Here is a 13,826-nt window from a genome sequence, read left to right as displayed (position 1 = left end):
GATAAAATGCATAATAATTATAAATAAATAAATAATAAACTTACAAAAATTAAAATTTTAACAAAATTTACACAACTTTTTTATAAATTATACTTGCGATTAATATTATATCGTAATGTTTATCTTTGCCAACTTAAAAAGAAATTACTATGAAGCTTTCACAAATTCTTACTTTACCGATACAAAAGGCAGTACAACAACTATTTGATGTTTCAATTGATAGAGTTGAATTTCAAATTACACGTAAGGAATTTGAAGGCGATATCACTATGGTAATTTTTCCATTATTGAAAATTATCAAAGGCAATCCAACTGAAATCGGAACTAAAATTGGAAACTATTTAGTCGAAAATGTGGGAGAAGTTATCCGCTTTAATGTGGTTTCTGGATTTTTAAACATCGTAGTTTCGGATGATTATTATTTCAATTTTTTCAACGAAATAAAAGATAATGCAAACTTTGGTTTTGCTGAAGTTCCTACAAATGAAAAGGCTATTATGGTCGAATATTCTTCTCCAAACACAAACAAGCCTTTGCATCTTGGTCATGTTCGAAACAATCTTTTAGGATATTCCGTTGCCGAAATCATCAAAGCTTCTGGCAAAAAAGTCTATAAAACCCAAATCATAAACGACCGTGGAATTCATATTTGTAAATCGATGTTGGCTTGGCAAAAATTTGGAAATGGTCAAACACCTGAAAGTTCTTGTTTAAAAGGAGATAAATTGGTTGGATATTTCTATGTGAAATTTGACCAGGAATATAAAACACAAATTGCAGAATTAATAGCTCAAGGAAAATCAGAAGAAGAAGCAAAAAAGCAAGCACCGATTATCATTGAAGCGCAACAAATGCTGCTCGATTGGGAAGCTGGAAAACCTGAAGTCATTCAACTTTGGAAAAAAATGAATCAATGGGTTTACGACGGTTTTACTCAAACCTATAAAAATCTTGGTGTTGATTTCGATTCTTATTATTATGAAAGTAATACCTATTTGTTAGGAAAAGAAGTGGTGCAATTAGGATTGGAAAAAGGCATTTTCGAAAAAGACACTGACGGTTCAGTTTGGATTGATTTAACTCCTGATGGTTTAGACCGAAAAATTGTGTTGCGTTCAGACGGAACAGCGGTTTATATGACGCAAGACATTGGAACAGCAATTCAGCGTGTGAAAGATTTTCCAGATGTTGGTGGAATGGTTTATACTGTTGGAAACGAACAGGATTATCATTTTAAAGTGTTGTTTCTAATTTTAAAAAAGTTAGGTTTTGATTGGGCGAAAAGTTTGTTTCATTTATCATACGGAATGGTAGAATTGCCTTCTGGTAAAATGAAATCTCGTGAAGGAACTGTAGTTGATGCCGATGATTTGATGGAAGAAATGACTACAACAGCCGGAAAAATCGCTACTGATTTAGGGAAATTAGATGATTACACTGTTGAAGAAAAAGCCAAGTTATTCAAGATGATTGGTCTTGGTGCTTTAAAATATTACATTCTAAAAGTGGATCCTAAAAAGCAAATCCTTTTCAATCCTGAGGAATCAGTTGATTTTGCCGGAAATACAGGACCGTTTATTCAATATACTTATGCTCGAATTCAATCAATTTTGCGAAAAGCAGATTTCGATTTGAATATTGCAAATAGCCCAACAGAATTGCATCCAAAAGAAAAAGAGCTATTAAAACAAATAGAGCTCTATCCTGAAGTAATTCAAAACGCAGCCAATAATCATTCGCCAGCTTTGGTTGCTAATTATACTTATGAGTTGGTCAAAGAATACAATTCGTTCTATCAATCAGTTTCTATTTTGGGGGAAGAAAATAAGAAGAAGAAAATTTTCAGAGTACAGCTTTCACAAAAAGTAGCTGATACCATAAAATCGGCTTTCAAACTACTCGGAATCGAAGTTCCGGAAAGAATGTAGTTTTTAGAAACTCAATTTTATATTTATGTTTGGTGTCAATTCAAGCGCATATGTATCAACACTTTCCACGTTATTGTTGGTCGAATTTATTCTGTAAAAACGATTTACATCGTTCTTTTTATTCAAAAGATTTAGTATAGAAGCATTGGTCTCTAATGAAATTTTGTTATTAATTTTCCAATTTTTTGAAGCTGAAAAATTCAACTGAAAGAAATCATTGAGTTTATCGTTGTTGGGTGAATTATAAATTATTTCCGGATTTGAAGCATCAATCACAGTCAATGTTGGTGTAGTAATTGGTTTTCCTGTATGCCATTTAAAACCCAAAGCGAATTTTATTGTTTTCCATTCATAAATTCCTGCCCAAGAAATACTGTGTTTTAATTCAAAATTATTAATAAATTCATTGGGCTGAAGTGATTTGAAGAAGTATTTATTGTCGTTGTAACTATAACTTAACCAAGAATAAAATTTTCCAAAATTCTTTTGTACTAAAAACTCTGAACCAAAAATATGATAATCACCAGTCGTTTTTACAAATTCAAATTGGTTTTGAAAGAATTGACTACTCGTTGTAATTCCGGTTACTTTTTTGTAAAAATTGTCTAAAGTAATAAGCCAATTATTCTTTTTATAGCTAAATCCAACCGAAACTTGATTGCTTTTTTGAATTGGATTTGTAGTTTCATTTGCCAATGTCCATCTGCGTTTTTCGATTCCTAAAAAATCTTGTTGTAAATCGATTACTTGTGAAAGTGTTTGACTTTTTTGTTCGCCTTGAATTTCTAAACGAACAGTTTCGCTTAAAGATTGATTAAACTGAATTCTAGGTTCAATTAAGAATAGTTTAAACGTGTCAAAATAATTTCCTCTAAGTCCAACTTTTAAAAAAGTATTTTTGCTTTCTGTTTCAAAAACACCTTCTGCAATAACCGAATGCGTTCTCAAAACCTTAATACTATTTCTGGAGAAGAAAGGCGAATTGATTTCGTCAAAATTGGTTACGCCAATTTCATCAAACTGATAACCATTATTGAACTGTAATGTTTTAGAAATTTGATGTGAATTTTTTAACTGAAAACCCAAATCCAACACTTTGTTTTCCTGTTTCAAAATTTGGTTGGTTTGAATGGATTCATTTTGAGAAACAAGCGAATATTTTGAACTATAGAAATATAATTGTGAGGTATTATTTGTATTCCAATTCGTTTTCCAATTAATTGTACCGCCTAAATTTTCCTGACCTAAATCACTGTTTTTGCTTGCGTCAATTGTATATTGATTAAGAAACAGCGAGTTTTTAATAACGATAGCATCAATAGAAAGCTCATTTTTTTGTCCAATTTTTTGTTGGTATTGTGCGGTTAAATCATAGAAATAAAATTTCTCTTTTGTCTTAACATCAATAGTTTGATTGTTGTTTAGATTGGTTACAACCGTATTTTGAAAAACTTTATTTCTGTAGTTTCTGTAGGTTGGCGAACTAAAAAAGTCAGTTAAAGAACGTCTTCCAGATAGTGTGAAATTAGCTTTGTCAGAAGTTTTAATTTTGGTATAAAATTCGGCACTAATCAAGTTGCTGCTGATGCTTGAGTTTGTTTTTTCAATCGATTTGGAATGTGAAGAAATAGCAATTACACTAGAAACACCTTCATCGTAAAAAGCCGAACTCCCATTTTTTGTAACCGAAATAGTTTGTGCTAATGAAGGATTGAAAGCTGATATTAGACCAAAAAAATGTCCCGTTTGAAACATCCTGATGCCATTCCAAAGGAAAAGATTTTGATCATGAGTTCCGCCACGAACATTGATATTGGAGGCCGTTTCACTTACTGAATTAATCCCCGGAATTTGTTGCAAAGTCATCAGCACATCGGGTTCAATTAATCCTGGTAAGATTCCAAATTTCCGAGGTTTTATTTCGAGTGTCCCATCATTTTTTTTATAAATTCCGGTAGTTAAATAACGTTGGGTGACAACTTCTTCTAGTTTTTGAATTATTGGAACGAGTTTTATTTTTGGGCAACCTGAAACATACAATTCATTTGGTGTAATTATTCTTTTTTCAAAGTTTAAATGAGATATTTCAATCCCGTTTGGAGAAACTAGCTGTAATTCAAAATAACCTTTTTCATCTGAAAAAACAACTACATTATTGTTTAGTACTTTAATTGTGGCATTTTCAACAGGAAGTCCCAATTCATTATCAAATAAATAACCACAAAGCGGTTTGTCTAACTTTTGATTATTGTATACAGAATAATAATTGGCACTTATTTTTTTGATTTTTAATCCTGTTTTGGATTCGATGTAAGTAATCTTAGCCGAAAGCGACAAGTCTGATTTTGGAGGAGCAATTTGATAAACGATTAATTCTTCGTCTATGTAGTTAAATTTAATATTATGGGTAAGACTAATTTCATCCAAAATTACTTTTAATGGATAAAGTTCCTTTTCTTGTTGCGCATGAGCCAACAAAAAAAGAAATAAAAACAATAATGAAAATAGTTTTTTTTTGACGAGCATTAAAAATCCACTAGAATAATTTTCTTGCTTTCAAATTTAGAAATTTTTAAATGAAATATTGAGCACACAACACCTAAAGCTGTATTAATATCATCAGTTGGCAATGTTCCGCTGAAAAGCTGTGTATTTTCTTTGCAATTTAAGGTAATTTCACAACTGTACTGTCTTTGTAATTCATCAACGATACTTTGAAGTTTTTCTTTTTTGAAAACGATTTCATTGACTGTCCACTCTGGTTTTTGTGCAGTAATATTTTTTCTGTCGAAGTATTCATTATCAAAAGTCACAGAAGTTCCTTTAGTTATAATGACTTCTTTATTGTTGTAGTTTACTTTAACTCTTCCTTCATAACAAGTAACATCAAAGCGATTTTTTCGGGCTTTAACATTGAATTGTGTTCCAAGAACCGTTACAGTTCCAAGGTTTGTATTAACTTGAAATTTTTTACCGTGCGCTACTTTAAAATAGGCTTCTCCTTGTAAATTTAGCTTACGATTGTTATCCCAATTCCATTGTTTATATTCAATTTCGGAACCGCTATTTAGTACAATTTGAGAATTATCAGGTAAAGAAAAGCTAGTTTTTTTACCGTTTTCTGCAATTTCTGTTGAAGTAATCGTGGTTCTGAAAAACAAGGTCAAACCAAGCAATACAACAAAAATAGCAGCAACTCGCATCCATTTAGATTGATAAAACGGAATAACTTTTGGTGCCGATTTTTTATGCTTGATGGTACTTTGATACAACAAATCTGTGTCAAAATCAGGCGCTTTCAATTGACTTGAATACTCCGCAATTTTAACGTAAGTGGCATATTCTGCAGTGTTTTGAAAAGTTTGTAATTCCTTTTCAGTCATTTCTCCAGCAAGCCATTTTGCTAATTCGTATTTTTCTTCTATTGCTTTCATTTGATTAAGAACATTTTAATTTTAAAAAACCCTACTTGAACTCTTCTATATCAATTCTTAAAGAAACTAATGCACCATGAATTCTTTTTTCGACGGCTTTAACGCTGATATCTAGCATTATTGCAATTTCGTGGTATTTTTTTCCTTCAATTCGATGTAAAAGAAAAGCAGTCCTTTGCCCTTCAGTTAATTTTTCAATTGCTTTTTCCAGTTTTTGTTTAAATTGGTCTTCTTCCAACAAATATTCTGGATTCAAATTAGTTTTATCGTTGCCAGCATTGTTTTGTACATATTTCAAAACTACTTTTTGATGTGCTATTTCATTTAAAGAAGTATTATTTGCAATAGTATATAAGTAGGACTTGGCTTTTTTCAATGGAACTTTTTTACAATTTTCCCATAACTTAATAAAAGCATCTTGAGTTGCATCATTGGCTTTTTCCTCGTTTCCAAATTTGAAATACAAGTAATTTCGTAATGATTTAACATTAGCTTTAAAAAATTTTGAAAAAATTAATTCTTCACAAATGCCATTAGAATCGGTTTCTTCCATTTATTTATTTGAATTATTCGAGAGTTTAAAATTAATTTTTTTTTCGTAAGTAGGGTTTTTTATTGCAACTTTGTTTAAATAAAGTCAGAAGACACAAAATAAAATGAAAAAAAGCTACTTATTATTGTATTCTTTATTTGCGTTGATGTTCTTTTCGTGTCAAGACGAAACAGAAACAATTAAAATCAACTCAGAAAATAGTTTTACTAAAACGTCACCAATATCCTCACTCATAGCTAGAGTTTCACAATATGAAACTACTGCAGATAATGTTTTAGACGGAACGAGTAATTGTAGCATTAAGTTACCTGCGCACATAACAATTGACGGACAATATGTTTATGTGTCCTCCGAAACTGATTTTCAAGCAGTTCAGAATATCAAAAACCAAAGCAGTTCAGATGATGATAAAGTTCACTTTGGCTATCCTATAACCATTATATATCCAAATTACAGCGAATATAGTGTAACAAGTGAAGAACAATTTGATGATATTTTGGATGGATATGGTGATGACAGTCCTTATCACGACATTAATTGTATCGATTTTGATTATCCAATTTCAATTAACATCTACAATTCAAATAATCAAGTCGCAAGTTCAGTTGTTATTCATAATGATAATGCGCTTTACAGTTTTGTAGAAAACTTAGCAACTGGAGAAATTGTTGGGATTGTATTTCCTGTAACCTTAACAAAAACGGTCGGTGGTAATGTTATTGTCAATAATAACACGCAACTTGAAACTGCAATAAATACTGCGGTTGATGAGTGTAATACTTCTGGACCAAGTCCACTTGTTTTATCGGAAGTCTTAACTTCTGGAACTTGGAATATTTCTTATTTTTATGGTGATAATGATGAAACGTATTATTACAATGGCTACAATTTTACTTTCAATACAAATGGTACATCAATAGCTGTAAAGAATAGCGCAACAATCAATGGTAGTTGGGATATTCACAACGATGGGAATACTCAGCGATTAGACCTAAATTTTAACGGCACAGCATTAGAAGAACTACATGAAGGATGGAAATTACTTGAGTTAACTGCAACAAGAATAAGATTAAAACACGAAAGTGGTGGTGGAAGCGATAATCATTATTTGAATTTCACTAAAAACTAAAATGAAAATATTTCACAAAAAATTTTTAAATCAACAAGAAGAAATTAAAAATAATTCAGAAGATATATCAACTCAAACTAAAACTAGAATGAGTTATGTTTTGAATCAGTTTTTGATTTGGGGTATTATACTTTTAATTATTTTCTTCGTCTTTAAATTTTTCATTTTCGAGTTTGTTTAACTTAAGAATCTTCTTGATACTAAAATTATAAATCAGCTATTGTGCTGATTTTTTTATTACAATTTTTTTAAACAATTCAATAATTTTTTCAATAATTGAGTAGGGTTTTGTTACTTCAATTTGTTTCATTACTATAAATCAAAATCTAATATTTATTTTCAGATTTTAGTTTGATAAAAAAAATAGTAATTCCAAATCTAAAAATTATGTTAAAGAAAGTGTTTACCATCTCAGGAATAGTAATCATAGTATTACTTGCTTCATTTTTCTCAGTACGTTATTACATCAATAATGGAGGTAAAAGAGATATTGCATCAGAAGATATCGCATACAAAGTTCCGTCTAGTCAAATAGTGGCTGAATTTACTTCTAATGCAACTGCTTCAAACAAAAAATATCTTGAAAAACCAGTAGCAGTCTCTGGAATTGTTACTTCAGTTAATGATAAAGAAGTTATAATTGATAATTCTGTTAATTGTAATCTAACTAAAGCTAATAATTCATTTAAAAATGGTCAGAAAGTGACTGTAAAAGGAAGAGTTATCGGTTATGATGACCTTTTGGGTGAAGTGAAACTTGACCAATGCAATTTATGCGCTAATTAGTGACTATTTTAAAGTATCTAACCACCTTAATTAATAAAAAATGAAGTTAAACAAATTAATACTATCAGCTTTTTTGCTATTTGCTTTTAATGCAGCAAATGCGCAAGATGATTTAATGAAAGAACTTGATTCTGTTCCAAAAACAAAACAAGCTGCTTCGTCTGCATTCAAAGGACTGCAGGTTTGTAATATGCAGTCAACAAAATTAGCAGCCAAAAATGAATGGTACTTTTTAGTAGCTCACCGCTTTGGTGATTTAAAAGAAGGAATTAATAATTTCTTTGGTTTAGATAATGCATTGACAAAAATTGGCGGAATTTATGGAGCAACCGATTGGTTGTCTTTAGGATTATCCAGACATACCTATCAAAAAACATTTGAATTGTCTATAAAATATAGATTAGCTAACCAAATGGAAAATGGATTCCCATTCACTATAGTTGGTTATAATACTATGGATATTAATTCTTCTAAATTTGATCCAAATTTATACCCTGACTTTAAAGAATCAAACCGATTTGCTTTTACTAGTCAGTTGCTTATTTCAAGAAAATTCTCTGATGCCATTTCACTTGAAGTTAATCCGGTTTTTATTCATAAAAACTTATATGATATTCAGCCAGATACTGACAGAAAAGACCAAATGGCAATTGGTGTTGGAGGAAGATGCAAAATTTCAAAACGGATTAGTTTTAACTTAGAATATGCGGCTAGATTAACTCCAGTAGAGCATGAATATTATCACAATCCTTTAACAGCTGGTTTTGATATAGAAACTGGTGGTCACGTATTTCAGTTAGTTTTCTCTAGCTCTCAGCCAATGAATGATGTTGCTTATTTTACCAACACTACCGGAAGATGGGATGCAGGAGGAAGTATTTATTTTGGGTTTAACATGTATAGAGCTTTTTAATATTATGAAAACAGTAAAAATTCTTTTTTTAGTAGCCATTGGAACATTAATTGTTTCATGTGAATCGAATACTTATTCGGAAATATCAGGTTTTGTTGCCAATCCAACGTATGAAGGTAAAATAAAACAGATAATGACAGCTCAATGTACATCTTGTCATAGTGTTAATGGTACACGACCAGATTCACCGTTAGAAACCTATCAACAAGTGGTAGATAATGCCGATAATATTGCATGCAGATTAGATGGTGCATCATGTGGATTAATGCCACAATCAGGTAGATTACCGCAAGTTCAAATAGATATGTTTAACGCATGGATTGCTCAAGGGCTAATCGAACAATAATAAATAAAATAATTATGAAAAAAATTGCAATTGTAGTAGTAGCGCTTTTGATAGGAAGTGCAACATTTTCACAAAAAATGATTACTCGTTCTGGAGAAATTAAGTTCGATGCCACAGTACCTGGAGCCATGGATGAAGTTATTGGAACAAACAAAACAGTGTCCAGTATTTTTGATAAAGCTACAGGAGAAGTTGTTGTTCAGGCCATGGTCAAATCTTTTAAATTCAAATCGCCCTTGATGGAAGAACATTTCAATGAAAACTACATGGAAAGTGATAAACTTCCAAAAGCCAGTTTCAAAGGAAAAGTAATCAACTATGATGCTAAATCTGGTAATTATGAAGTGGAAGGAGATTTGACAATGCACGGTGTAACCAATAAAGTTAAATCCAAAATGGCTGTTAACACTGAGGGTGATAAAGTTTCAATTTCCGGTAGCTTTTCAGTTAAACTTTCAGACTATAAAATTGACGTTCCTGCTTTAGCTAAAAAGACTTTGGCCGAAACTTCCAAAATTAGTATAAAACTAACATTAGAAAATAAATAAATAATAAAAACAGATTAAATGATTTTTCATTTAATAACTAAAAACATTTGAATCATGAAAAAAATTATTCTTAGCATTCTTGGAATTTACCTTATGTTCGGCTTATCGCTTAATATGTCTGCACAAAATACACCAGGTAATTTAACATTTACATTAACTTGTCCAAAGCATACATCTGGAAATTATGAAACAGATGGTAGATATGCAGTTGCCATTTGGATAGAAAGTTGCACTCCATGCGGAACTACTGCTGGGACTTCAACTTTTGTAAAAACCAAAGCTCGTTATTGGGGAAGTAACACTTCTGACCATTTACCAACATGGGTTTCAAAATCAGGAAGTAGTGTTGTAGATGCAGCTACTGGAGCAACAATGGGTAGAGGCGCAACTGGAACTCCAAATTCTTTAGCCAATGCTTTTTTAACTCATACCTATACTTGGAATGGTACAAACGTAGCTGGTACCGTTGTCGCTGATGGGTCTTATAGAGTAGCTGTTCAGGAAACTTGGGGACATGGTAGTGCTACTGTAACAAGATATTTTCCTTTTACTAAAGGTGTAAATACTGATTCACAAACACCAACAGCAGATACTAATTTTACTGCAATTGCTTTAAGTTGGGCAGCAACATTAGGTGTTGAAGATTTTAATACTACACCAGATTTTGTAGTTTATCCAAATCCATCAAAAGGTATTTTTAATATTGATTACAAAAATCAAGTTAATACTATTAAGGTTGTAAATATTTTAGGAGAAGTTGTTTACAGTGAAGATGTAGATTTTTCTTTGTCAGACACTTCAAAAAAGATAGACCTTTCTTCTTTTGCTAATGGAATTTATATTTTTAATTTAACAAATGATAAAGGAACGTCAACATATAAAGTTCTTTTAGATAAATAATTTTTTTGAGATTAAATTTTAAAAAAGCATTCATTTATGGATGCTTTTTTTATTCGTTATCAGTTACTTCTGAGAGTATTAATTTTATTCCGGGTGTTTCATAAATTTGATAATTTCCTTTTTCATCAGAATAAATTAGATAAGCTTCAAGTTCAGTATGATGCTCTAAAAAAGTTTTAGCCTTTTCTAATCCCATTACTAAAATGCCTGTTGCATTAGCATCTGAAGCAATGCATTGTTTGGAAAACACTGAGGCACTTAGTAAATTATTTTTAGTAGGATAACCTGTCTTTGGGTCTATATGATGGGCGTATTTAACGCCTTCTTCAATAATAAATCTTCTGTAATTTCCCGAAGTAGCGACAGCTAAATTTTCTAATTTCACAATTGCTTTTAAAGGATTTAATTCGGTTTTATTATCAATAGGTTTTTCAATTCCAATACTCCAATTGTCGCCATTTGGTTTTTTACCGTTGGCATATACTTCGCCTCCAATTTCAACGATGTAATTGTGAATTCCTTTTGCATTTAAAAATCCAGAAACAACATCCACAGAATATCCTTGAGCAAAGGCATTAAAATCAAGAGCTACACGAGGGTCTTTTTTAACAATTGTGTTTCCTTTTAATTCAATCAAATCAAAACCTACAAACTTAAGGATGCTGTCAATTTTTTCTTTTTCAATTTTTTGTTTTTTTCCTGGTCCAAATCCCCAAGCATTTACTAATGGATAAACCGTTGGGTCAAATGCACCATTGGTGTTTTTCCATACTTCTTTCGCTTTTTTGAAACAAGTTTTAAAGTATTTGTCAACTTTGACATTTTTTTGATTGGAGTTTATTCTGGAAATAATAGAATTGGTAATATAAGTAGAAACCGATTTGTCAAAATCGTGCAATAATTGCTCAATCTCGGGTTGTAAATCCCTATTCTTTTTGTCAAAATAGGTGATGTGATAGGTAGTTCCCTGTGCACTTCCTTCAATTTTAATAGGTTCACTTTGGTTATATCCTAAAAAAGGAACCAGTAACGCACTTAATAGCAGTATTTTTTTCATTTAATTACAATTTATATTTGGCAATTTTGATTTGAAATTGGAATCTATTTTACAACATTTTTTAAAATCCTCACAGGCACTTTGCTGTTGACCAATTTTTAGTTTTAATTTTCCTCTTCTTAAATAGAATTCAGCATTAGTGTCACTCAACTCAATAGCTTTGTCAAAATCGTTCATCGCTTCTTTATATTTTTTTAACTTTATTTTTAGCAAAGCTCTGTCTGCATATACTTCAGCGTGATCAGGCCTTATTTTTATAGCATTTGCATAATCATCCATAACGCCAACATAGTTTTTCAAAGCCACTTTATTCAATCCACGGAAATAGTACGCATCGGAATTGTTAGGTTCATATTTAATGGTTTTTGTGTAGTCTAAAATAGCGCCTTTATGATCCTTTATTTTTTCTTTAACCATAGCCCTGAAAAAATAACTATCGGCAAATGTAGTGTCAATTGCTATTTCCTTACTGTAGTCTAAAATTGCATTTTTATAATCATGAAGCAACTCATAAAGCTGTCCTCTCAAGTTGTAAGCACTAGAATCATTTGGATATAATTGGATAATTTTAGTATAACAATCTAAACTTTGCTTAAATTCCTCTTTATAGAAATGTTGGGAAGCTTGTTCCTGATATTGTTTTTTTAAAGATTGGCTGTAACTGCTTATTGTACAAATCATAAGCAGAAAAAAAGTAAATATTTTATTCATAGTTAGCATCTGAATTCTTGACATAAAAATAATGAAATAAAGCTTGTCATAACTATTGAAAACTAATAAATTTTAATTAAATCATGATAATTATTTAGCAACGATTTTTGCAAGTTTTTTTATTAGTTTACTACAAAACTTCTAAATCAAATCCTTAAATTTGCACTTCATTATAGCAAATACAGCATATGTTCAATAATTTAAGTGATAAACTAGATAAAGCATTTCATATTCTAAAAGGACACGGAAAAATTACCGAAGTCAATGTAGCCGAAACTTTGAAAGAAGTCCGTCGTGCGTTGCTTGATGCCGATGTTAATTTTAAAATTGCCAAAGATTTTACCACAAAAGTTAAGGAAAAAGCAATTGGTGAAAATGTACTAACAACATTGCAACCTGGACAACTTTTGGTTAAAATTGTAAAAGACGAATTAACTGAATTAATGGGTGGCGATGCTACTGGTATTAACCTTTCCGGAAATCCAACGGTGATTTTAATGTCAGGTCTACAAGGTTCGGGTAAAACAACTTTCTCCGGAAAACTAGCCAATTATCTTAAAACTAAAAAGAATAAAAAACCGCTTTTAGTAGCTTGCGATATTTATCGCCCTGCGGCAATTAATCAGTTGCATATTGTTGGAGACCAAGTTGGTGTTGAAGTTTATTCGGAACCCGAAAATAAAAACCCAGTTGATATTTCATTGAAAGCCATAGCTTACGCAAAAGCGAATGGATTCAATGTAGTAATTGTAGATACTGCCGGTCGTTTGGCTATTGATGAACAAATGATGAACGAAATCGCGAATGTTCATGCTGCCATCAAACCACAGGAAACCTTATTTGTTGTTGATGCGATGACTGGTCAAGATGCTGTGAATACGGCGAAAGCATTCAATGACAGATTAAATTTTGACGGCGTTATTTTAACCAAATTGGACGGTGATACGCGTGGTGGTGCTGCCATTTCAATTAAATCGGTTGTTGATAAGCCAATCAAGTTTATTGGTACTGGAGAAAAAATGGAAGCTATAGATGTGTTCTATCCATCTCGTATGGCTGAAAGGATTCTTGGTATGGGTGACGTTGTTTCTTTGGTAGAAAGAGCTCAAGAGCAATATGACGAAGAAGAAGCCAGAAAAATACAAAAGAAAATCGCCAAAAATGAATTTGGTTTCGATGATTTCTTAGCACAAATCCAGCAAGTCAAAAAAATGGGTAATATGAAAGACTTAGTCGGAATGATTCCGGGTGCCGGAAAAGCACTTAAAGATGTTGAAATTGAAGACGACGCTTTCAAACATATTGAAGCGATTATTCACTCGATGACGCCAAAAGAAAGAAGCAAACCTTCGCTTATTGATATGAAAAGAAAAACCAGAATAGCCAAAGGTTCCGGTAGAAAAATAGAAGAAGTAAACCAACTGATGAAGCAATTCGACCAAATGAGCAAAATGATGAAAATGATGCAAGGTGGAGGCGGAAAGAATTTGATGAAGATGATGGGTGGAATGAAATAAGTAG

At 31.5% G+C, this 13,826-nt stretch carries 13 protein-coding genes; 8 read left to right on the top strand and 5 right to left on the bottom strand.

Translation table 11 applies throughout. The features are described from left to right. Window positions 1-149 precede the first annotated feature (149 nt). Entirely contained in the window at window positions 150-1,928 is a 1,779-nt protein-coding gene (gene argS / locus QWY90_RS11195; RefSeq protein ID WP_290286017.1) for an arginine--tRNA ligase, read from the top strand. 3 nt (window positions 1,929-1,931) lie between these two features. On the opposite strand, the gene QWY90_RS11190 is transcribed toward argS, so the two are convergent. From QWY90_RS11190 to QWY90_RS11180, 3 genes are read right to left on the bottom strand one after another with little or no spacing between them, the layout of a single operon-like run. After that, on the bottom strand, window positions 1,932-4,424 hold the full coding sequence (locus tag QWY90_RS11190; RefSeq protein ID WP_290286016.1) for a TonB-dependent receptor: 2,493 nt from the start codon (window positions 4,422-4,424) through the stop codon (window positions 1,932-1,934). 29 nt (window positions 4,425-4,453) lie between these two features. After that, complete coding sequence (locus tag QWY90_RS11185; protein WP_290286015.1) at window positions 4,454-5,362, bottom strand: FecR family protein; 909 nt, start codon at window positions 5,360-5,362, stop codon at window positions 4,454-4,456. 31 nt (window positions 5,363-5,393) lie between these two features. Then, entirely contained in the window at window positions 5,394-5,915 is a 522-nt protein-coding gene (locus tag QWY90_RS11180) for an RNA polymerase sigma factor (RefSeq protein WP_290286014.1), read from the bottom strand. Window positions 5,916-6,018: 103 nt separating this feature from the next. On the opposite strand from QWY90_RS11180, the gene QWY90_RS11175 reads away from it, so the two are divergent. The 6 genes from QWY90_RS11175 to QWY90_RS11150 all read left to right on the top strand — a co-directional run bounded on the left by QWY90_RS11175 (window position 6,019) and on the right by QWY90_RS11150 (window position 10,537). Then, window positions 6,019-7,044, top strand: coding sequence for a hypothetical protein (locus QWY90_RS11175; RefSeq protein ID WP_290286013.1), 1,026 nt, complete (start codon window positions 6,019-6,021; stop codon window positions 7,042-7,044). 387 nt (window positions 7,045-7,431) lie between these two features. Further along, window positions 7,432-7,830 carry an OB-fold protein gene (locus tag QWY90_RS11170; protein ID WP_290286012.1) on the top strand — a complete coding sequence of 133 codons (399 nt, stop codon included), beginning with the start codon at window positions 7,432-7,434 and terminating at the stop codon, window positions 7,828-7,830. A 40-nt stretch (window positions 7,831-7,870) separates the two neighbouring features. Next, window positions 7,871-8,743, top strand: coding sequence for a DUF5777 family beta-barrel protein (locus QWY90_RS11165; RefSeq protein ID WP_290286011.1), 873 nt, complete (start codon window positions 7,871-7,873; stop codon window positions 8,741-8,743). Window positions 8,744-8,747: 4 nt separating this feature from the next. Then, window positions 8,748-9,089: a hypothetical protein gene (locus QWY90_RS11160; protein WP_290286010.1), complete on the top strand. Its 342-nt coding sequence runs from the start codon at window positions 8,748-8,750 to the stop codon at window positions 9,087-9,089. 14 nt (window positions 9,090-9,103) lie between these two features. Continuing rightward, entirely contained in the window at window positions 9,104-9,637 is a 534-nt protein-coding gene (locus QWY90_RS11155; protein WP_290286009.1) for a YceI family protein, read from the top strand. Between the two features lie 54 nt (window positions 9,638-9,691). Next, window positions 9,692-10,537, top strand: a complete 846-nt coding sequence (locus QWY90_RS11150; RefSeq protein WP_290286008.1) for a T9SS type A sorting domain-containing protein — start codon at window positions 9,692-9,694, stop codon at window positions 10,535-10,537. A gap of 49 nt (window positions 10,538-10,586) precedes the next feature. Here QWY90_RS11150 and QWY90_RS11145 read toward each other — a convergent pair whose 3' ends face one another. Beyond that, entirely contained in the window at window positions 10,587-11,594 is a 1,008-nt protein-coding gene (locus QWY90_RS11145) for an FAD:protein FMN transferase (RefSeq protein ID WP_290286007.1), read from the bottom strand. Then, a complete protein-coding gene (locus tag QWY90_RS11140; protein ID WP_290286006.1) occupies window positions 11,595-12,305 on the bottom strand; it encodes a tetratricopeptide repeat protein in 711 nt (236 codons plus the stop codon). Between the two features lie 188 nt (window positions 12,306-12,493). Between QWY90_RS11140 and ffh the strand changes: the two genes are divergently transcribed. Next, entirely contained in the window at window positions 12,494-13,822 is a 1,329-nt protein-coding gene (ffh, locus tag QWY90_RS11135; protein WP_290286005.1) for a signal recognition particle protein, read from the top strand. Window positions 13,823-13,826 lie beyond the last annotated feature (4 nt).

Origin of the sequence: Flavobacterium paronense (assembly GCF_030409795.1) — a bacterium.
Classification (GTDB): domain Bacteria; phylum Bacteroidota; class Bacteroidia; order Flavobacteriales; family Flavobacteriaceae; genus Flavobacterium; species Flavobacterium paronense.
Note: the sequence above shows the minus strand (reverse complement) of the source record. Positions and strands in the feature narration are given on the sequence as shown.

Excerpts from the sequence above, each read along its gene's own strand:
- argS (WP_290286017.1), top strand. The coding sequence starts at position 150 with ATGAAGCTTTCACAAATTCTTACTTTACCGATACAAAAGGCAGTACAA.
- QWY90_RS11180 (WP_290286014.1), bottom strand. The coding sequence starts at position 5,915 with ATGGAAGAAACCGATTCTAATGGCATTTGTGAAGAATTAATTTTTTCA.
- QWY90_RS11150 (WP_290286008.1), top strand. The coding sequence starts at position 9,692 with ATGAAAAAAATTATTCTTAGCATTCTTGGAATTTACCTTATGTTCGGC.
- ffh (WP_290286005.1), top strand. The coding sequence starts at position 12,494 with ATGTTCAATAATTTAAGTGATAAACTAGATAAAGCATTTCATATTCTA.
- QWY90_RS11165 (WP_290286011.1), top strand. The coding sequence starts at position 7,871 with ATGAAGTTAAACAAATTAATACTATCAGCTTTTTTGCTATTTGCTTTT.
- QWY90_RS11140 (WP_290286006.1), bottom strand. The coding sequence starts at position 12,305 with ATGAATAAAATATTTACTTTTTTTCTGCTTATGATTTGTACAATAAGC.
- QWY90_RS11155 (WP_290286009.1), top strand. The coding sequence starts at position 9,104 with ATGAAAAAAATTGCAATTGTAGTAGTAGCGCTTTTGATAGGAAGTGCA.
- QWY90_RS11175 (WP_290286013.1), top strand. The coding sequence starts at position 6,019 with ATGAAAAAAAGCTACTTATTATTGTATTCTTTATTTGCGTTGATGTTC.
- QWY90_RS11160 (WP_290286010.1), top strand. The coding sequence starts at position 8,748 with ATGAAAACAGTAAAAATTCTTTTTTTAGTAGCCATTGGAACATTAATT.
- QWY90_RS11145 (WP_290286007.1), bottom strand. The coding sequence starts at position 11,594 with ATGAAAAAAATACTGCTATTAAGTGCGTTACTGGTTCCTTTTTTAGGA.
- QWY90_RS11170 (WP_290286012.1), top strand. The coding sequence starts at position 7,432 with ATGTTAAAGAAAGTGTTTACCATCTCAGGAATAGTAATCATAGTATTA.
- QWY90_RS11185 (WP_290286015.1), bottom strand. The coding sequence starts at position 5,362 with ATGAAAGCAATAGAAGAAAAATACGAATTAGCAAAATGGCTTGCTGGA.